General features: G+C 49.8%; 21 protein-coding genes. 10 read left to right on the forward strand and 11 right to left on the reverse strand.

The features are described from left to right. Window positions 1–75 precede the first annotated feature (75 nt). Entirely contained in the window at window positions 76–1,506 is a 1,431-nt protein-coding gene (locus HJG54_RS00190) for a sensor histidine kinase (protein WP_316432671.1), read from the forward strand. Window positions 1,507–1,679: 173 nt separating this feature from the next. Here HJG54_RS00190 and HJG54_RS00195 read toward each other — a convergent pair whose 3' ends face one another. Continuing rightward, window positions 1,680–1,910: a photosystem II protein, Psb35-related gene (locus tag HJG54_RS00195; RefSeq protein WP_036000570.1), complete on the reverse strand. Its 231-nt coding sequence runs from the start codon at window positions 1,908–1,910 to the stop codon at window positions 1,680–1,682. 102 nt (window positions 1,911–2,012) lie between these two features. Next, window positions 2,013–2,210 (reverse strand): cyclic electron transport protein PGR5, encoded by a 198-nt coding sequence (pgr5, locus tag HJG54_RS00200; RefSeq protein WP_036000574.1) that lies wholly within the window; start codon window positions 2,208–2,210, stop codon window positions 2,013–2,015. A gap of 193 nt (window positions 2,211–2,403) precedes the next feature. Here pgr5 and HJG54_RS00205 point away from each other — a divergent pair, with 193 nt between their 5' ends. After that, window positions 2,404–3,150, forward strand: coding sequence for a 16S rRNA (uracil(1498)-N(3))-methyltransferase (locus HJG54_RS00205; RefSeq protein ID WP_316432672.1), 747 nt, complete (start codon window positions 2,404–2,406; stop codon window positions 3,148–3,150). Window positions 3,151–3,250: 100 nt separating this feature from the next. On the opposite strand, the gene HJG54_RS00210 is transcribed toward HJG54_RS00205, so the two are convergent. Next, entirely contained in the window at window positions 3,251–4,081 is an 831-nt protein-coding gene (locus HJG54_RS00210) for a TrmB family transcriptional regulator (protein WP_316432673.1), read from the reverse strand. Window positions 4,082–4,161: 80 nt separating this feature from the next. Here HJG54_RS00210 and HJG54_RS00215 point away from each other — a divergent pair, with 80 nt between their 5' ends. Then, a complete protein-coding gene (locus tag HJG54_RS00215) occupies window positions 4,162–5,160 on the forward strand; it encodes a branched-chain amino acid transaminase (protein ID WP_316432674.1) in 999 nt (332 codons plus the stop codon). 102 nt (window positions 5,161–5,262) lie between these two features. After that, window positions 5,263–6,345 (forward strand): tetratricopeptide repeat protein, encoded by a 1,083-nt coding sequence (locus tag HJG54_RS00220; RefSeq protein WP_316432675.1) that lies wholly within the window; start codon window positions 5,263–5,265, stop codon window positions 6,343–6,345. Between the two features lie 79 nt (window positions 6,346–6,424). Here HJG54_RS00220 and HJG54_RS00225 read toward each other — a convergent pair whose 3' ends face one another. From HJG54_RS00225 to HJG54_RS00245, 5 genes are all read right to left on the reverse strand, one after another. Beyond that, window positions 6,425–7,471, reverse strand: a complete 1,047-nt coding sequence (locus HJG54_RS00225) for a glycosyltransferase family 61 protein (RefSeq protein ID WP_316432676.1) — start codon at window positions 7,469–7,471, stop codon at window positions 6,425–6,427. 419 nt (window positions 7,472–7,890) lie between these two features. Further along, window positions 7,891–8,379, reverse strand: a complete 489-nt coding sequence (locus tag HJG54_RS00230; RefSeq protein ID WP_316432677.1) for a hypothetical protein — start codon at window positions 8,377–8,379, stop codon at window positions 7,891–7,893. 148 nt (window positions 8,380–8,527) lie between these two features. After that, complete coding sequence (ffh, locus tag HJG54_RS00235) at window positions 8,528–10,012, reverse strand: signal recognition particle protein (protein ID WP_316432678.1); 1,485 nt, start codon at window positions 10,010–10,012, stop codon at window positions 8,528–8,530. Between the two features lie 353 nt (window positions 10,013–10,365). After that, window positions 10,366–11,169: a histidine kinase gene (locus tag HJG54_RS00240; RefSeq protein WP_316432679.1), complete on the reverse strand. Its 804-nt coding sequence runs from the start codon at window positions 11,167–11,169 to the stop codon at window positions 10,366–10,368. Between the two features lie 308 nt (window positions 11,170–11,477). Further along, on the reverse strand, window positions 11,478–11,672 hold the full coding sequence (locus HJG54_RS00245) for a hypothetical protein (protein WP_316432680.1): 195 nt from the start codon (window positions 11,670–11,672) through the stop codon (window positions 11,478–11,480). A gap of 178 nt (window positions 11,673–11,850) precedes the next feature. On the opposite strand from HJG54_RS00245, the gene HJG54_RS00250 reads away from it, so the two are divergent. After that, a complete protein-coding gene (locus HJG54_RS00250; protein WP_316432681.1) occupies window positions 11,851–12,243 on the forward strand; it encodes a hypothetical protein in 393 nt (130 codons plus the stop codon). 143 nt (window positions 12,244–12,386) lie between these two features. Here the strand turns inward: HJG54_RS00250 and rffA are convergent, their stop codons facing one another. Then, complete coding sequence (gene rffA, locus HJG54_RS00255; RefSeq protein WP_316432682.1) at window positions 12,387–13,562, reverse strand: dTDP-4-amino-4,6-dideoxygalactose transaminase; 1,176 nt, start codon at window positions 13,560–13,562, stop codon at window positions 12,387–12,389. Window positions 13,563–14,569: 1,007 nt separating this feature from the next. Between rffA and HJG54_RS00260 the strand changes: the two genes are divergently transcribed. Further along, complete coding sequence (locus tag HJG54_RS00260) at window positions 14,570–15,451, forward strand: glycosyltransferase (RefSeq protein ID WP_316432683.1); 882 nt, start codon at window positions 14,570–14,572, stop codon at window positions 15,449–15,451. 10 nt (window positions 15,452–15,461) lie between these two features. Here HJG54_RS00260 and alaS read toward each other — a convergent pair whose 3' ends face one another. Beyond that, window positions 15,462–18,101: an alanine--tRNA ligase gene (alaS, locus tag HJG54_RS00265; protein ID WP_316432684.1), complete on the reverse strand. Its 2,640-nt coding sequence runs from the start codon at window positions 18,099–18,101 to the stop codon at window positions 15,462–15,464. Between the two features lie 450 nt (window positions 18,102–18,551). On the opposite strand from alaS, the gene HJG54_RS00270 reads away from it, so the two are divergent. The 4 genes from HJG54_RS00270 to HJG54_RS00285 all read left to right on the forward strand — a co-directional run bounded on the left by HJG54_RS00270 (window position 18,552) and on the right by HJG54_RS00285 (window position 22,420). Continuing rightward, window positions 18,552–19,562 (forward strand): diguanylate cyclase, encoded by a 1,011-nt coding sequence (locus tag HJG54_RS00270; RefSeq protein ID WP_316432685.1) that lies wholly within the window; start codon window positions 18,552–18,554, stop codon window positions 19,560–19,562. A 177-nt stretch (window positions 19,563–19,739) separates the two neighbouring features. Then, window positions 19,740–21,194 carry an ATP-binding protein gene (locus HJG54_RS00275; protein WP_316432686.1) on the forward strand — a complete coding sequence of 485 codons (1,455 nt, stop codon included), beginning with the start codon at window positions 19,740–19,742 and terminating at the stop codon, window positions 21,192–21,194. Continuing rightward, on the forward strand, window positions 21,191–21,859 hold the full coding sequence (locus HJG54_RS00280) for a response regulator transcription factor (protein WP_036000604.1): 669 nt from the start codon (window positions 21,191–21,193) through the stop codon (window positions 21,857–21,859). Before HJG54_RS00275 ends, HJG54_RS00280 begins: the two co-directional genes overlap by 4 nt. A gap of 192 nt (window positions 21,860–22,051) precedes the next feature. Beyond that, the gene (locus HJG54_RS00285; protein WP_316432687.1) at window positions 22,052–22,420 is read left to right on the forward strand and encodes a response regulator transcription factor; all 369 of its coding nucleotides are present in this window, start codon (window positions 22,052–22,054) and stop codon (window positions 22,418–22,420) included. A 15-nt stretch (window positions 22,421–22,435) separates the two neighbouring features. On the opposite strand, the gene HJG54_RS00290 is transcribed toward HJG54_RS00285, so the two are convergent. Beyond that, on the reverse strand, window positions 22,436–26,062 hold the full coding sequence (locus HJG54_RS00290; RefSeq protein ID WP_316432689.1) for a response regulator: 3,627 nt from the start codon (window positions 26,060–26,062) through the stop codon (window positions 22,436–22,438). Window positions 26,063–26,136 lie beyond the last annotated feature (74 nt).

Below are 26,136 nucleotides of genomic sequence, written 5' to 3' on the forward strand. Positions count from 1 at the left end.
TTCGGGTGTGCAGTTTCTTAGGGACTGGGCACTTTAGAGAAAGCCGCCCATTTACTTGTTTTTTCTGTAAGCTTCATGCCCTCCCCCAAACGCTCTAGCCCTAAACTGCCGCTTCCTCGTCTGTTGGAAGCCGGTAGCCAGGCTCTTTGTTTGGAGTCGCTTCTAGCTGACTTGCCGCTGCATGAATTTCAGGTGGAATCTCACCATACGGGCATGGAGCTTGCCCAGATATTTGAGCAGCATCCCAGCTTACCGGGTGTTGTACTGCTCGAACATGGCTGCTTCTTGGGCATGATTTCGCGGCAGCGGCTGCTAGAGTTTTTAATTCGTCCTCGGGGAACAGCTCTATTTTTGCCAAGTGCGCTCTCGGTGCTCTACAGCTATGCCCGAACCGAGCATCTAATGCTGACTGCCTCAACGCCGATTTTAACCGCAGCTCAAATGGCCCTGCGTCGTCCACCGGAGCAGCAGAGTGAGCCAGTTGTGGTGCAGGTAGACCCGCAAACTTACCGCTTATTAGATATCCACGATCTCAACATTGCCTACTGGCAAATTCGCGGTGTCGAAACGCAGGTGCGGTATGAGCGGACCCAAACCCAGATGATTCAAACCGAGAAAATGGCGAGTTTGGGGCGGCTGGTCGATGGGGTTGCCCATGAGATTCTTGACCCAGTGGGGTTTATCTGGGGTAATTTGACCCATCTCTCTACCTATACAACTCAAATCATGCAGCTTTTAGCTGCCTACGAGCAGCACTTTCCAGAAGTACCACCCGAAATTACCGATCTACAAGACGAGATTGAGCTAGACTACCTGCGCAATGACCTACCGCAAACGATTGGCAGCATCCGGGCTGGCGCGGACCGTTTGAAGAATTTGGTTACTAGCCTACAAAACTTTTGTCATATTGACGATGTTTACCCCAAGCCTGCCAATATTCATGACTGTTTAGACAGTATTTTGCTGCTGCTCAAAAGCCGTCTATCGGGCATTCAGATTGTTAGAAACTATGGCCACCTCCCACCCGTTTCCTGTTTCGCAGGGCAACTCAATCAAGTGTTTATGAACATTTTGACGAATGCAATCAACGCTCTGTTGAATCAGGCGGTGCAACAAGAGGTGGCCTCCGAATTGCGGAAGCGCCAATCTTCAATCGTTGGACCGGAGGAGCAGTTGAAACCGCAAATCACGATTACTACTCAAGTGCGTTCTGCTCCAGCCGACAGCCCCGATCCGATTGCCTCACGCTGGGTAACAATTCAAATTGCCGATAACGGACCTGGGATTCCAGCAGCGAAATATCAACAGATTCTCGATTCATTCTCAGTGGAAAACCGCGCCGATAAAGAAACCAGCCTTGCGGTTAGCTACCAAATCATCACGGCCAAACATGGGGGCAGGTTTTACCTTCGCTCTCAGCCAGAAACCATTATGGCCTCATCTGTTGCTCCAGCCTGCTCCATCAACCACGGTACGGAGTTTGAGATTTGGTTGCCGCTAGTTTAGGGAAGTTTTGAGTTTTACGTCTTGGGTTTTGAGTCGGATGACTGGTTTCACACAAGTACGCTTCAGATCTCAAAAAAACCTCCGGGCCATGCCTGGAGGTTTAGATACTAGAGGAATCCGTTGAAACAGATAGGAAGACCGAAATTGAGGCTTATGCCTATGCACTAGTTTGCCTATGCGCTAGGCAGAATGCGGCTGGTGTAGGCATCGACTGAGAAACCAGGTACCCGCTCCTCGAAATCAGTCTCAGTTCCGGTGACAGAAACGGCCAGCTTCTCAAATGATTCAGAACGCCAGTTGCGCTCATGAATGGGCTTGGTTTGTTCACCTCGGAAATAAGCTTGGCTGCCAATCACTGCTGCCGCAACCCAACCTACTACAAACAGAGCAATTACAATTGCCATCGTCGTTACCTCCTACTTCAAACTTGCTACTTTAAAGCTCTAAACTTTCAACTGCATCTCCAGCCATCGGCGGAGTTAAGGATTTTCAACGTACTAAATCAACTAAGCCAGTAGACCCAACTTCTTACCGTTGTCCCGTGCTAGGCGAATCCAGTTCTGCCGCTGAGTGCGATCGATGCCAAACCGCTCACAGAAGTTGGTGATGGCTTGAGCATGGAGAGCGATCGCTTTACCTCTGAGGCGAACAAACTGAGGCTCACCTACCCACTGACGCAACAGAACAACGATTGGTGCAAACATGGCAAATCTCCTTAGAACCCTTACTCAAACATCAGGTGGCTCAGCCGGAAGCAGGGAATAGACAGACTCTACAAACTGACATTCGGGCGTTTCGCTTCCTTTTGTAACCTTATGTAAATAAATATAACAGTCTTGTTACAAAGCTGCAACATTTCTTGCAAAAAATCGGTGGTAGTGCTAGTAAAAATTTCTTATGGCTCAATTGCAGCGGCTAATCATCACGGCTAATCAACGCTCTGGGCAACGCATCCAGCTCAGTCAGTCGCAGCAGCATTACCTCTATCGGGTTCTGCGGTTGCGAGCTGGCGATCAGTTTATTGCCATTGATGAAGCTGGTCAGTGGTGGTTAAGTCAGCTACAGGCCGAGGCAGCAGCCGAAATTCTAGAGGCAATTCCCGTTGAAACTGAACTGTCGATCGCGATCACACTGCTGATGGCCCTACCCAAAACCGGCATGGATGATGTGGTGCGGCAAGCCACAGAAATTGGGGTACAGCGAATTGTGCCAATTTTGAGTCAACGCACTGTTCTAAAGCCCAGTTCTCAAAAGCTAGAGCGCTGGCAGCGCATTGCCCAAGAAGCGGCTGAACAATCAGAGCGGCAGTTTACTCCCGAAATTCTGCTGCCCCATTTTTGGCCGGATGCTTTGCAAACCTGGAATCACCAACTCGCCTCCTGCTACCTCTGCGAGGCTCGCGGTAATCATCCCCATCTGTTAACTTGCCTATTGCCTGGCCCGCTCTCCGCCTCCCTTGCATTTGCCATCGGACCAGAAGGCGGCTGGACTGACTCAGAAATTGCCCAAGCCCTTGAAGCTGGCTATCAGCCTGTCTCTCTGGGAGCAAGAATTCTACGAGCCGTGACGGCCCCGCTGGTGGCCCTTTCCCTTTTAGCTGCCGTCAGCGAAATCCAAGCGGCAACCGATCTAAACCCGAGCTAAAACCAAATCTAAACCCCTTGCCCAGTCGTGCCCGTTCGAGTCGGGGATACCGTAGCCCAAAAGGGCAGTGGATTCAAAATGGCATTAACCCAAAATGACCTTAACTCTCTGATGGCGTAACTTGTGGAGTGAGAGTGCCCTGCTGCCAGAGATGTTCAAAAGCGATTTGCAGCATGTTTGCCAAACCGGGATGGGTGATGCTGAGCGCCGTAAAGCTAGGGGTACCGACTAATGGATCTTGCAAGGACAATAGGGTAACTCGACTATCAAACAACTGCATTTTGAATGGCACTTCTGGAACAAACCGCACCTGTTGCCCCCAGTCCTGACACTGCCGCACAAACTCGCGACTGTCTGTCTCTTGCCAGATGCTGTGTTCATAGATTGTGCGGTAGCTAATGCCGCGTCTAAGAGGGTTTTGAGCCAACTGCAGCCCTTCTTCATAGCTCAACAGGGACGGATGGCTGAAAAAAACGCAGATGCTGTGCTGGGCAGACTGCGCTAGGGTGGCTCCTCGCTCCACAATCCGGCGTGGTTCTGAAAGAACTTCGATATAGGCTAAGGGGTCTTGTGTGCGATGACCTGATTGATAAAGCGGCGTCAGAGTAGTCACAAGCTGTTGGGTTTGCTGCTGTTGTCGAGACAGTTCTGCTTCATACTGGCGCTGCTTTTCGGCCAACAAGCCGGGTAGGGCATCGGCGGGATCTACCGCCTGAAACAAGCGCTGCCGACCTGAATGGCGCTCCACGCAAAGCCCTCGACTACAAAGTGTTCCCAACACATCGTAGATGCGCTGTCGCGGTATCTGGGCACGGGTTGCTACCTGGGAGGGGGTGAAATCTTGTCGTTCTAGCAGCGCCAAATACGCGGCGGCCTCATAACGGGTTAGGCCCAGATTTACCAACTCGTCTAACTGTTGTAGATCGGACATTGAGATGTTGATTGAGTGACACCACTGCTCAGTGGTGCTATTTTAGGTTCATTCCAATTTCTTTGCAAGAGGACGCTGTGATGAATCCCCCTGTTATGTCAGAATCAATCGATTTGCAGCCGACTGCTCAATTTGAGAATCCACAAGCTAACTCCAACGAACCTCTAGCTGGTTTTTTGCCGCAGGCTTATTTAGGAGGTCGTTTTCTTCCCTTTGCACAGGCGCAGATCTCGATCGCTACCCATGCGCTGCATTACGGGACAGCCGTATTTGGTGGCATTCGCGGCTTGCCGTCTCCAAGTGACCCGCAGCAAATTTTGCTGTTTCGTCTAGAAGCCCATTGTCGTCGGTTGAGCGATAGCGCCAAATACCTGGGTTACAGCGTCACGCCGGAGTTTCTCCAGGCTAAATTGATCGAGTTTGTGCAGTTAAACCAACCGAGTCAGCCGTTTTATCTGCGTCCACTGGTTTACACCTGTGGTTTGGGAATTGCACCCCGGCTGCATGAAATCGAGAAAGACCTGTTGATCTATGGCTTGACGATGGGCGAATACCTTTCGCAGGTAGGGGTGAATTGTCGGTTTAGCTCCTGGTACCGCCAAGAAGATCGGAGCATGCCCCTGCGTGGTAAGGCAAGTGCAGCCTATATCGCATCAGCTCTTGCAAAAACCGAGGCGGTGGCTTCTGGCTTTGATGAGGCGATTTTGATGAACGCACAGGGTAAGGTCAGCGAAGCCTCTGCTATGAATTTGTTCCTGGTGCGCAATGGTCAGCTGATTACGCCTGGGGTGGATCAGGATATTTTGGAAGGAATTACCCGCGATAGCATTTTGACGATCGCCCATGACTTGGGAATTCCAGTACAAGAGCGAGCCGTAGACAAATCAGAGCTACTGATTGCAGATGAGGTCTTTATTTGCGGCACTGCGGCCCAACTCACTCCGGTGCTGCGAATCGAAAACTATGGGCTGCCAAACGAACGTCCTGTTACTGCCAAACTGTCAGCCCAGCTGAAGGCAGCCTTGGAGGGGCGCGATCCTGGTTACGACCACTGGCTAACTAAGGTGCCGCTTGGCTGAGTAGATCAGCAGCCGTCAAGCTAGCGTTAGTGAAGAACGAGCCGAATCAGCGAAAACAGGGCAAAATGAAATTTCAGACCTCCCTTCACCTCAAACTGCGCCATGCTCGACCAACTTGCAGCAGCGTTTGATCGAGGCGATTATCGAACGGCTGCATCTCTGCTGAAGCAACTCCAGCACCAGACTCCAGATAATCCCTGGGTCAAGTTGTATAGCGGACGGTTACGAGAAGTGGCCGGCAAACTAGAGGCTGCAGAAACCATCTATCGCCAATTGCTGCGGGAAACCACAAATCCTAAAGTGGCAGTTCAAGCACGACAAGGGTTGCAGCGCCTGACCGATCTGGCCCAAGCTCAACGAGAGGCCGCTCTGGCTGAAGCTGCTGCGGATCCGGCCAATACAGGGATTGGATTTTTAATCCTAGACGCTGTGGGACCCGAACAACGGCAAACAGCAGCTCAATCATTCGCTCGCATTATGAAGCTAGATGCCTATACGGCACGGTTGTTGCTGCCGAGTCGAGGCTGGCGGCTCTATCGGGTTGGCCCTCTAGCAGAACTACAGCTTTACGGTCAGGACCTGCTTAAAGCTGGCATTCCGTCTTTTTGGCAGGCGCTAGCAAAAATTCAGGCGATTCGAGTGTTTCGGGTCCACTATCTGCAAGCGGTATCTCCCCAAGTTACGGTAGTGTGTGAAAATGAGGCGGGTCAGTTGGGAGCGCTGTCGTTTGATTGGTCTGAGGTGGCAAAGCGGGTCGAGGGTAGACTGCCGATTTTTGAAGATGTGGTAGATACCGATAGCCGCAATCAGCTAACTCGTAAACAGAAAACCCAAGATTACGCTCAGGTGATTGATCTGCATTTGCCCCGACGCAACTGTATGCTGCGATTTTGCGACTGGAGCTATCAATACCAGCAGGGCGTGATCTTTGATGCCAGCCAGGACGGCGAGCTGTCGGTAACGCAATCGACTAACCGCATTCGCTGGAATCAACTTGTTTATTTTTTAGACCACTACCTGGCTGCTGTTCCAGTCTGGGCTGAGTTTCCTGCCTTTGCCGAAACGGCGCTCGAACCCTTAGCTCTGGTCAGAGATCTAAAGTCCCATATTGACTTACTCCGCAAGGCACCCAGTCGATGGGATCCGGCCTTCCAGCTTTACAGTGGTTTGGTGTTTGCCCGCTAAGGGATTCTGCTCTATTTAACGGCTCCCTTACAAACATTTTGGATAAACCATCTTGCTGACAATGGGCGCTTGCATTCTGTCAAACAAGCTGAGCCTGAGATAGGCGATCCAGCATTTTGGCTAGGTCTTCGAGGCAGATGGAAAAGCCGTTAGCTTCCGGATTACCGACGACAAAGGCATAGTTCATGCCCAAACAATCGGTATAGTCCTTGTGTACATTATTGAAGCGATTGGGTGGCTGTAGGGTCAGTAAAGTACCGCCGTCGGCCATTGCAAACAAGCCATGCACCAGTTGGCTCCCTTCGACCCCAATCACAAGTCTGGCGCCTAGGGCTTGGCGCATAATCTCGGCTACCGATAGGCTTTCAGCATCTAGAATCACAAACCCCTGTTTCTGCAGAAATGCAGCCACTTCGGTTTCATTCAGCAGCCAGCGCCGCACTCCAGAAGACTTTCGCAGAAACATCACTCCTTCACAGGTAGAAGGACCCAATTGCTGCAGCCGTAATCGCATCCTTTCATAGCGTTGGCGCTTAAAACGATTTTGTCCTACATCGTCGATAATAAGTAGTTCCTGGCATTGAGCTTGAACTACCGGCAATGGATCGATGCCAAATAGATGGCGATATTCCAACTGATGAGTTGTCAAACGTTGGGACATGGTAATGGGCTGGGCTAACGATTCAGCCGCCATTGCTAGCGTTAGATCGTCTGTGACAAAATGGCCGAAATAACGCAACCCAGCAAACGTGCAGGCTAAGGCAGCTCGGTCGAGCAACTCGGTAGTTGAAACTGAACGAAAGCGGGTTTGCGCTGGAGCAAGGCAGTGCCTCATGGCACCTTTGTAAACAGACCCATTCTGGATATGGGTTTGCCGTATCTGATAAACCGTTGTTGCCGCATGATTTACTTTGCCTCCCTGGATGCGTCCTACTTCATAGGCATAGGTGGTTTCTGGATGGACCGCTGTCACCCGTTCTAGGTCCTCACTCCGGTATATCGCCCTTGGAGTCAAACAACTTTCCTGGGGATACAGGACCCACTGCCGATCGCAAATTTCCTGGTAGGTTCGACGTCCTTTGAGTAGACGCAGAACTTGCCATTGCAGCGGAATTGGAAGAATCATAACTGGCTCAACTTGGTTTGAGATTAACAATCCCAGAAGGTAATAGTTTGCCTCACTCTTGTAGCAGAGATTACAAGCCAACGAATCAGCCGCTAGCACTAACTTTACTTAAAACGGAATAGTATTCACTCGAACTACTGCTATCGCTCTTTCACGACAGCACAACCAGATCAAGCACAACAAAAAGGCACAGTTACCCGTGCCTCATGTAGATGACTATGATCAAGAGCCTATCCGAAACCCCTAAGGGTTTTGAACCTCAAGAACTCTGACGAGCGTTCGGATAGGTAGTAAAGAGCATAAACTCAAAGCCAGGAAGGTAGGCAACTGATACTGTTACCACTGCTAAGCACCAGCGTTGGCAAACTGACCCGCCTCAATGGTGGGAAATTAATGTTTTACTCCCAGCAACAATCTTGCTACTTGCGAGTCTTCACATCCTTGGCCATATCGCGGAACATGTTCAAACTCGGACCGGGACGCCGCCGTGGAGTTGCAGAAGGCATCAAGTAGTCAGTAGCAAAGTTTTTAACCGGCTCTGGCTGTGGAGCTGGTTTAGCAACAGGCTTAGCGACCGGAGCTGGCTCTGCCACTTTGGCTTCAGAGGCTGTGCTATCCGCAGTTTTCGTTTTCTTAAACTTTTTTGCTTTGGATTTGGCTTCATTAACTGGAGCCGCACCATTACTTGTCAGCTCGGGTTTTGCTGGAGCATCGGCTACTGCAGCAACTTTATCGGTCACCTGATCGGCTACTTTGTCGGCAACTTCAGCCACTTTGTCGGTCACCGCGCCAGCAACCTCAGCAACTTTATTCGCAACCTTAGCAGCAGGGGCTGCACCGTTGTCAGCAGGGGGTGCTTCTAGAAAATATTCAGATTTTTTGCCTTTACCTAAAAATTTAAAGACCATGCTTGACGATCGCTCCCAACGTCTTAATCTATCTCTGCGAGGTGAAGAGCTGCCTCATGACGAGGCAACAGATCAGGGAAAAACCTATGAATGATATTTGCCCTATGAATATGAGCGTATCATGAGATGCACGTGCTCACCGGAAGAATTATAGTGATCCGAATCCCTTCTTTTTTTTCTCCTTTTTCTTTTTCTTTTTACTAGCCATCGGCGCTTGATAACCTCGCCATCCTGGAGGTGACATATTGCCATATCCCCCCGTAGGTGCACCTCCAAACATGCCACCCATATCGCCCATACCGGGCATCCCCATACCACCCATGCCAGGAAAATTACCTTGGCCCATCTGCTGCATTAGGGTCCGCATTTTCTGAAAATCGCTGACCAGCTTGCTGACATCTTCGAGCGAATAGCCAGAGCCTCTAGCAATCCGCTTACGCCGGCTGGGAGAACCGGCCAGCAAATCGGGGTCTTTGCGCTCCGCCATGGTCATGGAGTTAATCATGGCCTCTGTTCGCTTCAGTTGAGCCTCGCCTTGCTGCAACTGCTCATCAGAAATTTTGTTGCCCATGCCGGGGATCAGCTTCATGATTCCAGCTAGGGACCCCATGTTTTTCATCAAGCGCAATTGCTTGACAAAATCTGTGAAATCAAACTTGGCGGTGAGAATTTTCTCTTGCAGTTTTTCTGCTTCGGCAATGTCAACTTCTTCCTGGGCTTTTTCAACCAATGTCAGCACATCGCCCATACCCAGGATGCGGGAGGCCATTCGGTCCGGGTAAAACGGCTGTAACGCCTCAACCTTTTCGCCCACACCAATAAATTTGATCGGCTGCCCAGAAATACGGCGCACTGACAGGGCGGCACCACCACGGGTATCCCCGTCCATTTTGGTGAGAATCGCGCCTGTAATTCCAATTTGTTCATGAAAGGTGCGAGTCAGGTTGGCAGCCTCTTGGCCAGTCATGGCATCGACCACCAGTAGCACTTCGTGGGGCTGCACTGCCTCTTTGATCTGCGCCAGCTCAGCCATCATCGATTCATCGATCTGCAAACGACCTGCCGTGTCGATGATCACGGTATCAATGCCGTCGGCCTTGGCTTTTTCAACCCCCTGACGAGCAATTTCCACCGGATTAGCATCTTTGCCCAGCTCAAACACCGGCACGTCGATCTGCTTGCCCAAGGTCACAAGCTGATCAATCGCTGCCGGACGATACACGTCAGTCGCTACCAACAGCGTGCTGCGGTCAAGTTTACGTAGGTGCAGAGCCAGTTTTGCCGTTGCGGTTGTTTTACCGGTTCCTTGCAGACCTGCCATCAAAACAATGGTGGGCGGAGTGTCAGCCTGCGCGAGGGGAACATTGGTATCCCCCATGACGGCAACCAGCTCATCGTAGACAATTTTGATGAACTGCTGCCCTGGGTTCACTCCTGCGATGACTTCTGCTCCCAGTGCCCTTGTCTGCACATCGGCAACAAAGTCCTTTACCACCTGCAGGTTGGCATCTGCCTCGAGCAGCGCCCGCCGCACCTCTCGCAGCGCTTCCTGGATATTTGCTTCGCTGATTTTGTCCTGGCCTCGGAGTTTTTTCCAGGCTCCTTCTAGGCGGTCGGCAAGGGCTTCAAACATAGGGTTGTTTAACGGTCAACTTTAGACTTCTTCTTATTTTAGGGTGTTGGGTGGCTTTTAGGGTGTTGAGTATTGAGTTGGGGGGCCAAGGAGTGAGCAGAAAAGTTTCCATCTATCGTTAATTAGGTACTAATTTGAATATTGTCTAGTTAACTAAGCATGGAATTAGAAGAGCAACTAAAAGTGAACTGTCTCTTGGAGACAAAAAAGAAATTTGCTAAGCCGTAAACCCTGCGCTCGTAGGGTGATTCAAACGACTGTAAGCAAGAAGCATAAAAAAGGACACTACTGTGCCCCTTCCGTTCCTTATCGTTTGAAACCCTGAATCCGACTTTGATTGCCTAAAGTGTCGTTTAGCGAGAGCCTTTGTCGTCTTTGACTAGCTCTACAACCGTATGTAGCAGATCCTTGAGGATTTGTTTCACCTGTTTTTCCTTCCGAGCAATAGCGGCTCCGGCCTCGCCAATTTTTTGCTCAAACTCAGCCTGCTTCTGCTCCATTGCACCTGGTTCAGATGTGGCAGCTTTGGTTTGAGCTTCTTGATACCAAGCCTTGGCATCATCGAGATGGCGTTTCATTTCTTCATATCGATCTCCATAGCGGGCGGCCAAGTTGGCTCTTAAGATAGCGAGTTGAGCTTGCAGTTGGGCATAGCGTTTCCGCAGTAGAGTCGCCTCTTCACTTTCCTGGATAGCTGCCACTGCTGATTCAATCGCGGCTCGAACATCAGCCGATGAGGATTTGGCATCGGTTTCAAGCTCGGTTAGGGTCCCTTCAATTTCGGCATTAAGCTGCTCTTCCTGCTGCTGAATGTGAGCCTGGAGCTGATTGACTTCAGTTTGAGATTGATTGATGGCATCACGACGTGCATGGCTAATGCCATCAATGATGCCTTCGACCGAGGCGGCCAAATCATCTCGGATTTCCTTTCCTCGCCCCTGAAGCGTTTCAATTACAACGGTTAGGGCTTCCTTTGCCAGCACTTGAATTTCACCCGACCCTTGTTTAACTTCGCCTGCTACCTGCGCCATTGCATCCCGTACAATTTCGCGAATTCGCTCGGTTCTTAACTGGCCTTCTTGCTGTGCTCTGCGTAGATCTGTCTTAATTTGCTCAATTTGCTGATGAGTCTGTTTTTCTTCTAGTGGGTTTGTCATATTCCACTCCTGATAACTTTTTAAAAAGGCTCTGATTAATGCTGGAATGCCATTACTATGCACACGTGGCAGGTCTGATGTTCTGATCTTCCGTAATCGCTCAATTGTTGCAACCTATCGGAGGAAAGAGGTTCGGCCCTGAGCAAGATTGCGATTTGAGCAAAGGTAACAGTACTGCTGCTTCCAAGCCTCTGACCCACAATACTCATCGCGAAGATATCCCTCGCTCTTCTTTGACGACGTTGTGTCACATAACCACTGCTGAAGCTGAGCCGTAACGTTGCAATTTCTCCGATTACCTTCTCCGATTACCGAGAGTGAAACAAATCATTGCCGATGCCTCTCTCGATAGAGGTATTGCTCGATTGTGCCTCTGGGGTGGAACCACCCGCCACTTGGGGATCGTTGACCAGAATCGACAAGTCATTGAATGAATGGATTATGGCGACAATAGCAGTCTGACTCAACCAACGGCAGGAAGCAGCGCCATCTAAGTCATCCATTCTGTTTGTACTCAGGAGTAATCTCAACAATTAAGGGCGAACAGTTCTGTCGATGGTTGCTGAACCTTTCAAAAGTTGGATTTATGTTAGCCTCTGAGATCAAAACTCACAAAGTTTTTTACTATCAAATAGACTGTCCTGCCTAACTATTTTTTCGTACTGAAATCTTTTTACAATCATGTCTTCCTTAAACCCTCAACAAGAAAAAATCCTTGCAGCGTTTGTGACCGCCTTGGCTCAGCAAGAAGAATCCTTGCCAGCGGGATTACAGAACCAGCTCCAGGCCATTGGTCAGAACTTGGAAACCCGGATTGTCGAACTTCCTGTAATTGCAGCCAGCCTACCTAGTTTAAATCAAGCCTACCAGGCCGCTCTATCAGATACTCAAAGCGAAGGTCAACAGGAAGCAACCCTTGTTTCCACCAATCAAGATCGCAGTGCTAAACTTCGCGACCGTGCGGTTCAGATTCTCACCGATCCAGACCCGGTGCAAGCGGCTCAACGCCATCAATCGCGAGGGATAGGGCAAATCGCCTCAAATCCACTGAAGCGCTTGTTTGGCAGAGGTTAGCAAGGGTAAGGAACTGATTATCTCGTTTTAAACCTCTCAAATCAAAAACGACGACCCATCCTTTCCAGATTGATCGTCGCGGTGTCAAGAGTCGTCACCTAAGCGTTTGGAATCGCTTGGAATCAGCTTAGCGACCTTGGCTTCTAGCTTTGCTGGTTAAAAAATGCCAGCACTTCTTCGCTGACGTATTTAGCTTCGGTTAAGGTCATACCTGCCCCTAGTGGCAACCGAATCAAGCGATCGCTTAAGTCATCCGTGACAGACAACTCTCCAGTTGTTCGACCGTACTTGAGTCCAGCGGGGGCACTGTGTAGCGGTACATAGTGGAAGGTCGATTGGATTCCTTTGCGCTTGAGATGGGCAATCAGGGCTGTGCGGACCTCCAGGTTTTCCACCAGCAGGTAGTAGATATGAGCATTGTGCTGACAGTCAGCCGGAATAATCGGACGACGGGCAATTTCCTGCTGTTCCAGCGTCTCTAACCGTTGGTGATAGTAATTCCAAATGGCCATTCTTTGTTGAATGATCAAATCTACCTCTTCCAGCTGAGCCAGGAGAAAAGCAGCTAAGATATCGCTGGGCAGGAACGAAGAGCCGACATCCACCCAAGTGTACTTATCCACCTCGCCGCGGAAAAACTTGCTGCGGTTCGTTCCTTTCTCGCGGATAATTTCAGCCCGTTCAATTAACGCCGGGTCGTTAATGGCCAGTGCGCCCCCTTCGCCGCAGACCACATTCTTTGTTTCATGGAAGCTAAAAGCAGCAAGGTGACCGAGGCTGCCGACTGGCTTGCCCTTGTAGAAAGATCGGATTCCTTGAGCTGCATCTTCGATGACAAGCAGATTGTGCCGTTCTGCGATCGCCTTCAAGATATCCATTTCACAACTAACTCCAGCATAGTGCACCGGAGCAATCACCTTGGTTTTAGGCGTAATCGCAGCCTCTACCTTGGATTCATCCAGATTGAGCGTGTCTGGTCGCACATCCACAAAAACAGGCGTCGCTCCTCGTAACACAAAGGCATTGGCAGTAGAAACAAAGGTGTAGGAGGGCAGAATCACTTCATCTCCCGGCTGCACATCTGCCAGAATCGCTGCCATTTCCAGCGCTGCGGTGCAGGAATGGGTCAACAGCGACATGCGACAGCCAAGCTGCTGCGTCAACCACGCCTGGCACTGTTTAGTGAACGTGCCGTCTCCAGATGTGCGTTTACTGACAATTGCTTGCCGAATATATTCCAGTTCCTTGCCTGTGATCAACGGGTTGTTGAACGGAACGCTGGACGGCAATGCACTTGGGGTAGATGCTGTATCTGGCATGATGAAGCTTTGAGCTTTGCTAGCACTGTCTAGGGACGAATCCGAAGGGGGATAAACCATTTTTGTCAATAGGTCAGGGTTATATAGTGGACGTAATTCAACAGCTCACTATTGGCCGTAGTCAGGAACGAAGAACGGGCATTAGATAACACCACTGTCATTTCACTCATTTTGCAAACAATTTCAGCAGTCCGCGAATCATCTCAAACAATAGAGCAGCTCAAAGGGAACAAAATTCAAACGAGCATCCGGTGGAATATCAATGCCATCATTCATGTTGTGGACAACTGCTGGTAGGAAACACTCTGTGATTTACGCAGTGGCACGATAATTCCTGCTTTCTGAAGTTAAGTAATGCAACAGAGTAGGGGTAATAATCACTACACTACAATTCTGGGTTGAATTTATCGCCACCTAGCTCGGCAACTTCGTTAAAAATCAATTGAATGATGAGATTTGTATGAAGCACAGCTACCCTAAATCTGACCTGAAGCCGAGGGTGGATCCGCAATTGTGCCATCTGTTGTCTATCGCCGCTCTGCATCCGGTTGTTTTCTCGGTGGTATCTCTGCTTTGGTTAATCTATATTTAATCGTTTCACAATACGCCTCACGTAAAATTTTTGTTTAGGTAATAAAACTATCCGGAGCAGTGCTTTCGGATTGCGTAAGTTGATTAATTCCCAAGATGAACTGATAACTACATCAAAAATTGATTAAACATGGTCTGCTCATAACATTTCTGCAAAGCATCCTATAGATATTGCGTAAAGATCGCAGGATTGATTGAAACTCAATTCAGGATTTGGTTTATAGGCCGGTCACAACGAAACGGACTGGCATGGCCCTTCTGAACTGATTTCGCAGCCTTCTGAGTCGAGAGAGTGTAATATGCGTTTTATTTTCTTGGTGCCAGATTTAGATACTCGTGAGAGCTGGTGGAAGCTACAAAGGATCGTTTGGGATTTACGCCTTCGCTCTCTTGATCGCTTTCTGTGGCACAGATTTATGAAGACTGACCAAGTATTTGGTGGTACCCTCAACATTATGCGCCACTGCCAGGTTGCCCGCAATTGTGGGGCTGATGCGTTTTTAGCTACCATGAGCGGCGAGGATTCCTACGGGGAGAAGGGTATCGCTGGTCTTCCGTTTATGCGCTGGCAAGATCGTCGTCATGATGATGTTTGCATTGTGCCCGATCTTTCGACTGGGTTGATTTCTGAGGTTCACGGACCAGTCATCGCCTATCTTCAATCACCCATATTTGTCAAAAACAACTTTGATTTTCGTGACGAGCGCGTATCGCTATGGACCGATTCTCCGTTTATGCTAGAGATCTGTCAGCGCACTTATCCGGGCAAAGAGATTCGCATCGTCCCTAATATTATTGACAACAACAAGTTCCCCTTTATCCCCCAGTCGGAGCGAGAGCCTGGTTTGATCTTTGCCTTTCCTCGAAAAGGGCCAGACTATATTGACCAGACTGAGCAGATCTATCGAGACATGGGAGGGCGCTACTGGAAGTTTGAGCGAATTCATGGGCTATCGATTCACGAGCTAGCAATGGCATTTCGTCGCCCCCAAGCATTTTTGGCCTCGGCAGAAGTGGAGGGATGTGCATTGCCGCCGCAAGAATCGATGGCAGCAGGTGTGGTGGTAGTAGGCAAGAATGCCAAAGGAGCCAACTTCTGCATGGAGCATCGGGAAACAGCAATGACTGCTAATACTCCAGAAGCAGCAGCCCGTTGTTTGTTTGAAATTGAGAATCCTGAACTGCGCGACTTGCTGACCCAAAATGCTTATCAGGCTATTAAGCGCTATTTCCCAACTGAAGAGCCTGCCGACTTTTGGCGAGAAACCACCCGCAATTATCAGGCGCTGCTCCGTTAATAGAGCCTAATTAATCCTCCTTCAAGCCTGATTCGATCTGCTGCCGTGCTGCCTTCAGGGCTTCGGGTAGTTTGTTGGCATCGCGTCCTCCCGCCTGAGCTAAATTAGGCCGACCGCCGCCGCCGCCGCCACATAGTTTGGCAATAGCCCCGATGAACTTACCTGCTTGCAGTCCTTTATCGTTGACAGATTTACTGAAGGCGGCTACCAAACTTACCTTCTCCGGTTCTGGAACCGAACCTAGCACCACAGCGCCTTCACCGAGTTTCTGAAGTAAGCGCTCTGCCGCCGTCTTAAGCGAGTCAGGATCAACGCCCTGCATTTCCGCCACTAAGACCTTGAAAGCACCAATGGTTTCCACCTGGGTCAAAAGCTGATCTGACTTGGCCAGAGCCAATTCGGCCTTCACAGATTCAAGCTGTTTTTGCGTGGTTTTCAGTTCGGTTTGCAGAGTCGTAATCCGCTCCGGCAGTTCCTCTGGTTTTGCCTTGAACCGCTCGCTGAGGTCGCGCACTACCTGATCCCGCAGGTTCAAGTAATCGAGTACTGCTGGACCGGCAACTGCTTCAATACGGCGAATTCCAGCCGCCACACCGGTCTCTGAAATGATTTTGAAGACGCCAATCTCGGTGGTGTTGCTGACATGGGTACCGCCACACAGCTCCATTGAAACGCCCGGAAAGTCGAGTACCCGCACTTCGTCTGCATATTTTTCACCAAACATGGCAATTGCCCCTTTGGCCTTTGCTTCAGATAAGGGCATGACGCTGATTTGTGCCTGGTGGGCTTCAGCGATCCAGGTGTTGACCTGCTCCTCAAGTTGGTGTACTTCCTCGGCCGTTAGTGGCCGTGGGCAATTAAAGTCAAATCGCAATCGGTCAAAGGCAACAAGAGATCCAGCTTGTGAAATCGAATCATCCACAATCTTTTTCAAGGCTGCTTGCAGCAGGTGGGTTGCCGTATGGTTGGCCTGTGCTCGGCGGCGGCAAGCTTGGTCAACTTGGGCTGTCACCACATCTCCCACATGCAGCGTTCCCCGCTCAATTCGTCCGTGGTGAACGAAAAAGCCCGATTCTTTCTGCACATCTTCAATCCGAATCAGCAGGTTATCGCCTGACAGATAGCCCCGATCACCAATTTGCCCACCTGACTCAGCATAGAACGGCGTCTGATCCAGAATTACCTGTACCGTTTGTCCAGAGCTAGCAGATTCTACCGGCTTGCCTTCGATCAGCAGGACGGTTACTTCGGCTTGGCTGGAAAATTGGCTGTAGCCCAAAAATTCGGTGGCGTTAATTTGCTCGGCCAGTTGATCCAGCGAACCCTGCACCGTCAAATCGATGGTTTCATGGGCTTCTTGCGAGCGTTTGAGCTGTTGTTCCATTTCGGCCTCGAACCCTCGAGCATCAACTGTTAAGCCCTGCTCTGCCGCAATCTCCTGGGTCAGTTCCAGCGGAAAGCCGTAGGTGTCGTAGAGGACAAAGGCATCATGGCCTGAAATCAGGTTTGTCTTCTCCTGCTGTGCCCGTTCGATTACTTTCTCCAATAGCTTAACGCCACGCTCCAGAGTTTTTTGGAAACGGTATTCCTCCCGTTCTAGTTCCGCTTTAATCTGCTCGGCTCGTTGCCGCACATGGGGATAGACTGACTCAGCTAAGGCAATTGCCGTTTCTGCGACTTGAGCAATGAATTCCCCTTCGATGCCAACCAAGCGGCCATGACGCACGACTCGACGAATTAAGCGGCGCAAAATGTAGCCTCGTCCCACATTTGAGGCGTGAATTTCATCAGCGATCATGTGGACCACGGCCCGCACATGGTCTCCGATCACTTTGAGCGAAACTTTGGTTTTTTCATTGGCCTCAGCATAGTTGATACCAGCGAGCTGAGCGGCAGTTTTAATGATGGGAAAGATCAGATCGGTTTCGTAGTTGTTGGGCACTTGCTGCAGGATTTGAGCCATGCGCTCTAGACCCATGCCCGTATCGATATTCTTAGCCTTTAGAGGTGTGAGTTTGCCTTCTGCATCCTGGTTGTATTGCATGAAGACAAGGTTGTAAAACTCGATAAAGCGAGAATCATCCTCTAGATCGATGTGGTCATCGCCTTGTTCTGGATGAAAGTCGTAGTAAATTTCTGAGCAGGGGCCGCACGGGCCGGTTGGGCCAGACTCCCAGAAGTTGTCCTTGGCACCCATACGGATAATCCGCTGGGGCGGAATGCCAATTTGATCGCGCCAGATCGCGAAGGCTTCGTCATCTTCTTCAAACACGCTGACGACCAAGCGTTCAGGTGGCAATTGGTACACTTCGGTAGACAGTTCCCAGGCCCAAGCAATCGCTTTTTCTTTGAAATAATCACCAAAGCTGAAATTGCCCAGCATCTCAAAGAAAGTGTGGTGGCGAGCCGTGCGACCCACATTCTCAATATCGTTGGTGCGGATGCATTTCTGTGAGGTCGTAGCTCGCGGAAACTCAGCCTGCCGCTGTCCCAGAAAAATAGGCTTAAACGGAAGCATCCCAGCAATCGTTAGTAGGACAGTGGGATCTTCTGGCACAAGGGAAGCGCTAGGCAGCACCTGATGGCCTCTAGCCGCATAGAAATCCAAAAACGTTTGTCGAATTTGCGAGCCGCTCAAGAAAGTGGACATGGGACGCCTACGGTTCAAAAGTCATCAGAGTATCTAATTAAAACGGGTTCCGATCCGTCGCTGTGGGCACGTTCGATGCAGAAAGTTATGATTTCTATTCTCAATCATGTTTGCCAGATTCGACAAAGTTTGATCGAGTTCTGGTCAGTTTCCGTCAGAACAGTCAACTAAGTTGAGCTATCGTGTCTGTGATCTCTAACCTAGGGTAGAGTTGGTCGAGGAACTAAACTAGGGAACACTACCAACAGTCAGCCGAGAAGACAGTCAGCCAAATGGCGCTGTGCCTAACGCTGAGAAACCCTCATGATACGTCCAGACATACCCAAGAGAGATCCTGCCATTTGTTCAAAGGCTGAGCAGGGTCAATGCTAGATCCGGAGTATCCATGATATCTTACCTAGGCTCTCAGAATTTAACTTGGCTACCTAGAGCGTAGCTGGCTAAACGTTGATGGATGCTTCAATTCTCCTAGTCGGCGACGAAAACTTCCGGTACTCGCTTTTTAACCTGGTGGGACAAACCCCAACTCTAACGATGGCCAGTGCAGCCGATCCCCTAGAGGCAATGCCGGTGATTTTAGCTCAGCAGCCGGATCTGCTGTTGGTGCAGGCGACCCAGTCTGATGGGTTAGACCTCTGTCAGCAGGTGAAGGCTCAGAGCCGCCTTGCCTGGATCTATTGCATCTTGATCGCCACTGCGGCGGAGTCTATGGATCGAGCTAGGGAAATAGAGCTGGAAGCGATTGCTTTAGAAGTCGGGGCGGATGCCTACTTACAGTTGCCCCTCCTGCTGTTTGAACGAAAAGTTTTTCCAAATGCTCCAGATTTGTTGGCAAAGAGCGTTCCCACTGCCCAGCTTCAGCGGTTGTTGCAGGCAAAAATTCAGGCAGGTTTACGTCAGGTTCGAACCTATCGGGAGCTGATGCGCACCAATGATGTGCTATCGGCTATTGCCCTGTCGGATCCATTGACCTCGTTGAACAATCGGCGGGCCTTTGAATGGGAGTTGCCTCGTCAAATTCAGAATGCGCGCAGTCGTGGAATCCCGATTAGCTTGATTATGTTAGATGTTGACTTCTTCAAAACCATCAACGACACCCACGGCCACCTAGCAGGCGATCAGGTTTTAAAGTTTCTGGCAGCTCGTCTGCGGCATAATTTGCGAATCTATGACACGCCCTTCCGCTATGGCGGAGAAGAATTTGTGATCATTCTCAGCAATACCGACAGCCAAGAGGCCTTTGCCATTGCTAATCGGTTGTGCCAGTTGGTTAGCGAGCAGCCCTTCGCGATTGATGACAGCCTGGACTTGACGGTTACTATCAGTGCCGGAACGGCAACTCTGAGGTACGACGACGATGGTAAAGGGCTAAGCCTTTTGCAACGGGCTGACCAATGCCTGCTACAGGCCAAGACCCAAGGCCGCAATCGAGTGGTGGGGTGTGGGGTGGAATCAATTTGAAGCATAGCTGCTATGCCATGTTGGGGTTGGGCTTGTCCACCCAGCTTGGCGACTATACCATTAACAGTGAACAAGTATTGGTAATAATTAACGAGTAATAGCGATCAAAATTTGGATTCATCCATCACGCAGCTTGTGAGTAAAACTCAGGCTCGATCTCCGTCTAACAACCAGGCGGTGCTTCTTACTTCAAAGCATTTTCCTTGGTGGCGCAAGATTCTTGGCGAGGCGCGCACCCGGATTTTGCTGCTTTATTTGCTCTTGATGCTGATGGTGACAGCCGCAGCCGTACCGCTATTTGTTTCGCTCTTTTTCGCGAGCGTCCGCAATCGAGTTCAGGAGAACCTGAACCGGGAAGTTGAGCGCTTTCGCGGTGCCTATTTGGAGTGGAGCCGCCCGTTTAGCCGATCCGACGCAGAGCTGCGGGAATTTCTAGCAGACTATCTGGCCGTTCAGCTTCCTAGCGATGACAATTTTTTGATTACGATCGTAGACAATCAGCTCTATAAGTCGAACCCAGCCAACCTGCCCGATGTTCTGCAACCCGGTTCGCCGCTAGCCAATCGGTGGCTTTATCTTTCTCGCCCCATTTCAGGTCAGCAGCAGGTCAATGATCCTGCGATTGGCAGTGTCCTCTATATTGCAGAACCTTTAGTGGTTGGGGGCAGAATTCGTGGGGTATTTGTAGCTGTGCACACTACTGCTGGAGAGCAACAAGAAGCCCTAGACAGCGTTGGCATTTTTATTAAAGTAGCGTTTGGCGTTGTGTTAGTTTCTTTTGGGTTAGCTTGGTTTGCCACCGCTCAGGTGTTGGCTCCAGTGAAGCGCCTATCAACCATTGCTCGCTCTATCAGCGAAACGGATTTGGCCCAGCGGATTCCCGTCCAGGGTTCAGGAGAGATGTCTGAACTGGCCGATACATTCAATGCCATGATGAATCGGCTCCAAGATGCCTTTACCAGCCAGCGCAACTTCATCAACGATGCTGGACACGAACTGCGGACGCCGATTACGATTATTCAAGGTCATCTAGAGCTATTGGGGGACGATCCGGACGAACAACGGGAGACGCTGGCTCTGGTGATGGATGAGCTAGAGCGGATGAGCCGATTGGTCAACGATTTAATTCTTTTAGCTAAAGCAGAACGTCCAGATTTCTTACGCCTGGAAACCATCGAGGTTCAATCGTTTACTCAAGAATTATTTACCAAAGCCCAGGCTTTGGCTGAACGCGATTGGCAGCTTAAGATGCGGGCGAGTGGTCGGATTGTAGCCGATCGGCAGCGTCTTACCGGAGCCATCATTAACCTGGCTAATAATGCGGTACAGCATACTCGTGAAACCGATCGAATTGAACTGGGTGTTAGTTTATATCGTAATGAGGTCCGCTTTTGGGTCAGCGATACGGGTGAAGGTATTGCCCTAGAAGATCAGGAGCGAATTTTTGCTCGCTTTGCGCGAGCCAGCAGCCGGTTTCGCCGTTCTGAAGGCTCGGGATTGGGCTTGGCGATTGTGCGGGCAATTGTGGAAGCCCACGGCGGGCGAGTGGAATTGAACAGCAGTGTGGGAATGGGGTCTACATTCACGCTGGTCTTACCGTTAGAACCACCGAAGGAGCAATGGTCTACATGAGTCATATTCTGATTGTGGAAGATGAACCGCGCATTAGCGCTTTTGTTGAAAAAGGGCTGCAAGCCAATGGGTTCACTACAACGGTGATTCAGGACGGTGACGGTGCTATTGGTCTAGCGCTAGACGGCGATTTTGATTTGATCATCCTAGACTTGGGGCTGCCTGATAAAGATGGGCTAATGGTGCTAGAAGAAATGCGGGGACAGGGCATTCAGACACCAGTGATCATTCTGACGGCACGGGATGACATTCACGACAAAGTCAGTGGGTTTGAACTGGGAGCCGATGATTACATCACCAAGCCGTTCCGGTTTGAGGAACTGCTGGTCCGAATTCGGGCCAGGTTACGCTCGGCTCCGGTTGCCCAATCTCAAGCAGATATGCAGATCACATTTGGAGAGATTGTTCTTGATCTGCGAACACGGCGAGTGCGGGTGAACAATCGCCCCGTTGATCTATCGGCGCGTGAGTTTACCTTGGCAGAAATCTTTTTGCGCCACCCAGGGCAGGTGCTGAGCCGGCAGCAGCTGCTAGACCGTGTTTGGGGCTATGACTATGATCCTGGTTCTAACATTGTGGATGTTTACGTAGGCTATTTACGCAAGAAGCTAGGCAACGACTTGATCGAAACTGTGCGCGGTATGGGGTATCGTTTGCGGGCATGAATTTCTGCAATTTTGCAGTCTTGGAAATTGGCGAATCAGTTAGGGGAATAGATACCGTTTACGTGAAACATCCTAGCTAGTAGACGCATATTTCATGAGAAAATTCTCATGAAATATTCATTCTAAATTCATTTCTATATTGCAGAATTTTCTTCTGCTTGCTTGAATGCGCTCTAATTCAATCAATTACGCATGTGCCGGATTCTAATTGCCGAAGACGAGCCGCGCATTGCGGCCTTTATCGAAAAGGGGTTGCGAAAGCATGGTTACCAAACAGTTGTGGTTCACAGCGGCATTCAGGTGGTAGAAGTGGCACAAGCGGTTGAATTTGATCTGCTTTTGCTCGATTTAGGGCTGCCGGGTAAAGACGGCTGGACAGTCCTCCAGGAACTGCGACAGCAGTTGCCCCATTTTCTGAGCGTTATTATCGTCACGGCACGGGATGATATTCAAGATCGGCTGATTAGCCTTGATTTTGGCGTAACTGATTATATTACCAAACCTTTTCGGTTTACAGAACTACTGTCTCGGGTTGAAGCAAAATTAGGCAAGGCTCAATAGCATTAGTGAGCACGCCTATCGACTGTAGAGCCAAACCCGCAGCAGCGAGAGGAGTTGTTCGGTATCAACTGGTTTGGTGATGTAGTCGGATGCACCAGCTTCCAAGCATTTTTCTCGGTCGCCCTGCATTGCTTTAGCCGTAAGGGCAATGATAGGCAGCGTCTGAAAGTGAGACTGCTGACGAATCGTGCGTGTTGTTTCATAGCCATCCATTTCGGGCATCATCACGTCCATTAGAATAGCATCAACATCTGGGTTCGCTTCGAGCTGCTGAATTCCATCTCGACCATTTTCTGCATAAATAACTTTCATTTGATATTTTTCTAGTAGACTAGTTAGTGCAAAAATATTTCTAACGTCATCATCTACAATCAATACTTTCTTGTTCGCTAGGATTGGATCATTGTGGCGCAATTGTTCCAGTATTTGCTGTTTAGGCTGGGGTAGATTAGATTGGACCCGGTGGAGGAACAGGGTTGTTTCATCGAGCAACCGTTCGGGCGAACGCACATCTTTAACAATGATTGTTTCGGCGAAACGTCGTAATTCGGTTTCTTCCTGACGGCTCAGCTCTTTACCGGTGTAGACAATAATCGGCAGATTGGTAAGCTGGGGATCCTGCTTAATTCGATTTAGTAACTCAAAGCCGTTCATATCTGGTAGGCCAAGGTCTAGTACTGCACAGTCAAATGATTGAGATTTCAGCAGCTCCAGAGCCTCTGTACCGCTGTGGGCTGGCGTACTTTTAACATCTCCGTTACCAATCAGCTCAATGATACTCTGAGCTTGTACCGGGTCGTCTTCGATGACCAAAAGCTGTTTAACTGGACGTTCTACGAACCCTTTGATTTTATTTAACGCCTGCGTAATTGTTTCTGCTGAAACTGGCTTTTGCAAATAGGCGATTGCCCCCAATTGCAAACCCCGTTGCTGCTCTTCGTCTACTGAAAGAATATGCACTGGAACATGACGAGTGCTGGAATCATGCTTGAGTCGATCCAAAATCGTCCAGCCATCGGTATCAGGCAGGCGAATGTCCAGCATGATAGCCGTGGGTTGAAATTCCTGTGCTAGCACCAATCCTGCTCCGCCTTGAGTAGAGACCAGCACCTTAAAACCTTGGTTTCGGGCCATATCTACCAGAATGCGAGCAAAGTTGAGGTCATCTTCAATAATCAGCAGCACTTTGTCATCCGCTTGGATCTGATCGCGATCATCGGGTAGAGCTAGAGGAGCCGACGGCAGCACAGCAGGGCGTTGAGCGGATGCAGTTGCCTGCTCCTGGTTTTGGGGTCCTGCATCCTGGAGGCGAACGGTGGAGTGGTTGGACTGCAATGGTAAGTAAAGTGTAAAGGTACTGCCCTGTCCTAGTTGGCTTGTCAATTCAATGTGACCACCGAGGAGTTGGGCTAGTTCGCGACTAATCGATAGCCCTAGGCCGGTACCGCCATACTTGCGGCTAGTTGTGCCATCTGCCTGCTGAAACGCTTCAAAAATCACCTTTTGTTTCTCTGTCGCAATGCCGATGCCTGTATCTTGAACTGCAAAAGCTACCGCCGGCTGGGGAGCTTGGGATTCTCCAATCTGAAGCACATGGGGCAGGGGTGAGATGGTCAAAGAGACTTTGCCTCGCTCGGTAAACTTAAACGCATTTGAAAGTAGATTTTTGAGAATTTGCTGTAGTCGTTTGGGATCGGTGACGAAATCAGCAGGTAAACGATCATCTAACACAATTTGAAACTCTAACCCGTTGTCGGCCGCAACCTGATCGAAGGTCCGTCGCAAGTAAATTTGTAAGTCGGTAAAGGGCATCGATTCTAAATTTAGAACCATCATGCCGGACTCAATTTTGGCCAGATCAAGGATGTCGTTGATCAAATCCAGCAGATCATTGCCAGCCGAGTAAATGGTGCGGCTATAGTCCACCTGCTTCTCGGTCAAATTGCCCTCGTTGTTATCAGCCAACAGGCGAGCCAGAATTAACAGACTATTGAGCGGTGTCCGCAGTTCATGGGACATGTTCGCCAAAAACTCTGATTTATATTTCGAGCTGAGGGCCAGCTGCTCTGCTTTTTCGGCTAACTCTTGTCGAGCCTTTTCAATTTCCTGATTCTTCTGTTCAACCTCGCGTTTTTGAACCGACAATAGCTCTGCTTTTTCTTCTAGCTCTTCGTTGAGCTGTTGCAATTCTTCGTTGGTTTGCTGTAATTCTTCCTGTTGCTCTCTGAGTAAGGTTTCAGATTGGCGCAATTCTTCAGCCTGTTCTTCCAAACGGCAATTGCTCTCTTCTAGTTCTTCTTGCCGCTGCTGTAGTTCTTGGGTCAAGATTTGCGATTGTTCTAGCAACTGAGCTGTGCGCGTATTGGAGGCGATTGTATTTAACACAACGCCAATGCCTTGAGTAACCTGATTTAGAAAAGCCAAGTGAATTTCACTAAACCGCTGCAGCGACGCCAATTCAATTACTGCCGTCACCTGATCTTCAAACAGAACTGGCAGCACAATAATATTTAACGGCGTCATTTCTCCCAAACCGGAACTGATGCGGATGTAATCACTAGGCACCTGGGTCAGCAAAATCCGCTGTTTTTCCAAAGCGCACTGACCAACCAAGCTTTCACCGAGATGGAACTGATTGTTGAGCTGTTTACGCTCATGATAGGCATAGCTCCCAACTAATTTGAGCAGAGGTGGATCGGTGTCGCTATCCAGAATGTAAAAGGCACCCTGTTGAGCTTCCACTAATGGTACCAGTTCTGACAATATCAGCCGAGCCACGGTGACCAGATCTCGCCGTCCTTGCAGCAGTTGGGTAAACTCCGCCAAGTTGGACTTCAACCAACCCTGTTCCTCGTTCTTGCGAGTAGTCTCCCGCAAATTCACCACCATTTCGCTAAAGGCTTGGTTGAGTGTACCAATCTCATCTTGACGAGTCATGGGTGGAATATCGACTGACAGATCTCCTGTGCCAATCCGCTCAGCCACCTTAGCAAGTTGTCGCAATGGACGGGAAATGTTGCGTGCTAACAAGAACCCAATCGTAGCCAGCAAAATTAGATAGAGCGGTACGCCGTATAAAATACTGTTGAGAGTACGCTGGGTAGAGCGCTGAGCTGCTTGCGATCGCTGGGCTAGAAGTGCCTGCTCTTCCTGTTCCATCTCGGTCACAACCTTTTCGATCTGATTGCTAAGCTGTAGCCCTCTGCCCTGCGCCACGCCCGCTTGAGCGGACTGAAATCCTTGCTCTCGCCGCAGATCAATTCTAGATTGCATCACTTCGAGCCGCTCTTCGATCAGAGGTTCTAGCGTATTCAGTCGCTGCTGCTGGTTAGGATTATCTGCCGTGAGCTGTCGCAGCCGCTGGATTACAGTATCCAAATTGTTCAAAGCCCGGCTGTAGGGCGCTAAATACTGAGTATCTCCAGTGATGATGTAGCCCCGCTGCCCTGCCTCTGCTCCTTTGAGCTGAGCGTCTAGATCCGTAAGGTATCTCAATACTTGAAAGGTATGTGCTTCGCGCCGAGAATTTTCAACGAGTTGATTGATACTACGATGGGAAAGAAGGGCAATAACTGTAAAAATAGTTAACCCCAACGCGAAACTAGCTCCGATCTTCGTTCCGATTTTTAGGCGATTCAACATGTTGTGCAATGAGTTGTGCAGTAAAACGATAGTCTTGGAACAGGGAAAGGAGATACCCAATCAAGTATCAAGTA

This window comes from Leptolyngbya sp. NK1-12 (assembly GCF_032598965.1).
GTDB lineage: Bacteria > Cyanobacteriota > Cyanobacteriia > Elainellales > Elainellaceae > Elainella.

What these genes read in the sequence shown, in the direction of transcription:
- HJG54_RS00215 (WP_316432674.1), top strand. Translation starts at nt 4,162, where the DNA reads ATGAATCCCCCTGTTATGTCAGAATCAATCGATTTGCAGCCGACTGCT.
- pgr5 (WP_036000574.1), bottom strand. Translation starts at nt 2,210, where the DNA reads ATGTTTGCACCAATCGTTGTTCTGTTGCGTCAGTGGGTAGGTGAGCCT.
- HJG54_RS00210 (WP_316432673.1), bottom strand. Translation starts at nt 4,081, where the DNA reads ATGTCCGATCTACAACAGTTAGACGAGTTGGTAAATCTGGGCCTAACC.
- HJG54_RS00285 (WP_316432687.1), top strand. Translation starts at nt 22,052, where the DNA reads ATGTGCCGGATTCTAATTGCCGAAGACGAGCCGCGCATTGCGGCCTTT.
- rffA (WP_316432682.1), bottom strand. Translation starts at nt 13,562, where the DNA reads ATGCCAGATACAGCATCTACCCCAAGTGCATTGCCGTCCAGCGTTCCG.
- HJG54_RS00270 (WP_316432685.1), top strand. Translation starts at nt 18,552, where the DNA reads ATGGATGCTTCAATTCTCCTAGTCGGCGACGAAAACTTCCGGTACTCG.
- HJG54_RS00225 (WP_316432676.1), bottom strand. Translation starts at nt 7,471, where the DNA reads ATGATTCTTCCAATTCCGCTGCAATGGCAAGTTCTGCGTCTACTCAAA.
- HJG54_RS00190 (WP_316432671.1), top strand. Translation starts at nt 76, where the DNA reads ATGCCCTCCCCCAAACGCTCTAGCCCTAAACTGCCGCTTCCTCGTCTG.
- HJG54_RS00205 (WP_316432672.1), top strand. Translation starts at nt 2,404, where the DNA reads ATGGCTCAATTGCAGCGGCTAATCATCACGGCTAATCAACGCTCTGGG.
- HJG54_RS00250 (WP_316432681.1), top strand. Translation starts at nt 11,851, where the DNA reads ATGTCTTCCTTAAACCCTCAACAAGAAAAAATCCTTGCAGCGTTTGTG.
- alaS (WP_316432684.1), bottom strand. Translation starts at nt 18,101, where the DNA reads ATGTCCACTTTCTTGAGCGGCTCGCAAATTCGACAAACGTTTTTGGAT.
- HJG54_RS00245 (WP_316432680.1), bottom strand. Translation starts at nt 11,672, where the DNA reads ATGGATGACTTAGATGGCGCTGCTTCCTGCCGTTGGTTGAGTCAGACT.
- HJG54_RS00240 (WP_316432679.1), bottom strand. Translation starts at nt 11,169, where the DNA reads ATGACAAACCCACTAGAAGAAAAACAGACTCATCAGCAAATTGAGCAA.
- ffh (WP_316432678.1), bottom strand. Translation starts at nt 10,012, where the DNA reads ATGTTTGAAGCCCTTGCCGACCGCCTAGAAGGAGCCTGGAAAAAACTC.
- HJG54_RS00195 (WP_036000570.1), bottom strand. Translation starts at nt 1,910, where the DNA reads ATGGCAATTGTAATTGCTCTGTTTGTAGTAGGTTGGGTTGCGGCAGCA.
- HJG54_RS00280 (WP_036000604.1), top strand. Translation starts at nt 21,191, where the DNA reads ATGAGTCATATTCTGATTGTGGAAGATGAACCGCGCATTAGCGCTTTT.
- HJG54_RS00230 (WP_316432677.1), bottom strand. Translation starts at nt 8,379, where the DNA reads ATGGTCTTTAAATTTTTAGGTAAAGGCAAAAAATCTGAATATTTTCTA.
- HJG54_RS00260 (WP_316432683.1), top strand. Translation starts at nt 14,570, where the DNA reads ATGAAGACTGACCAAGTATTTGGTGGTACCCTCAACATTATGCGCCAC.
- HJG54_RS00290 (WP_316432689.1), bottom strand. Translation starts at nt 26,062, where the DNA reads ATGTTGAATCGCCTAAAAATCGGAACGAAGATCGGAGCTAGTTTCGCG.
- HJG54_RS00220 (WP_316432675.1), top strand. Translation starts at nt 5,263, where the DNA reads ATGCTCGACCAACTTGCAGCAGCGTTTGATCGAGGCGATTATCGAACG.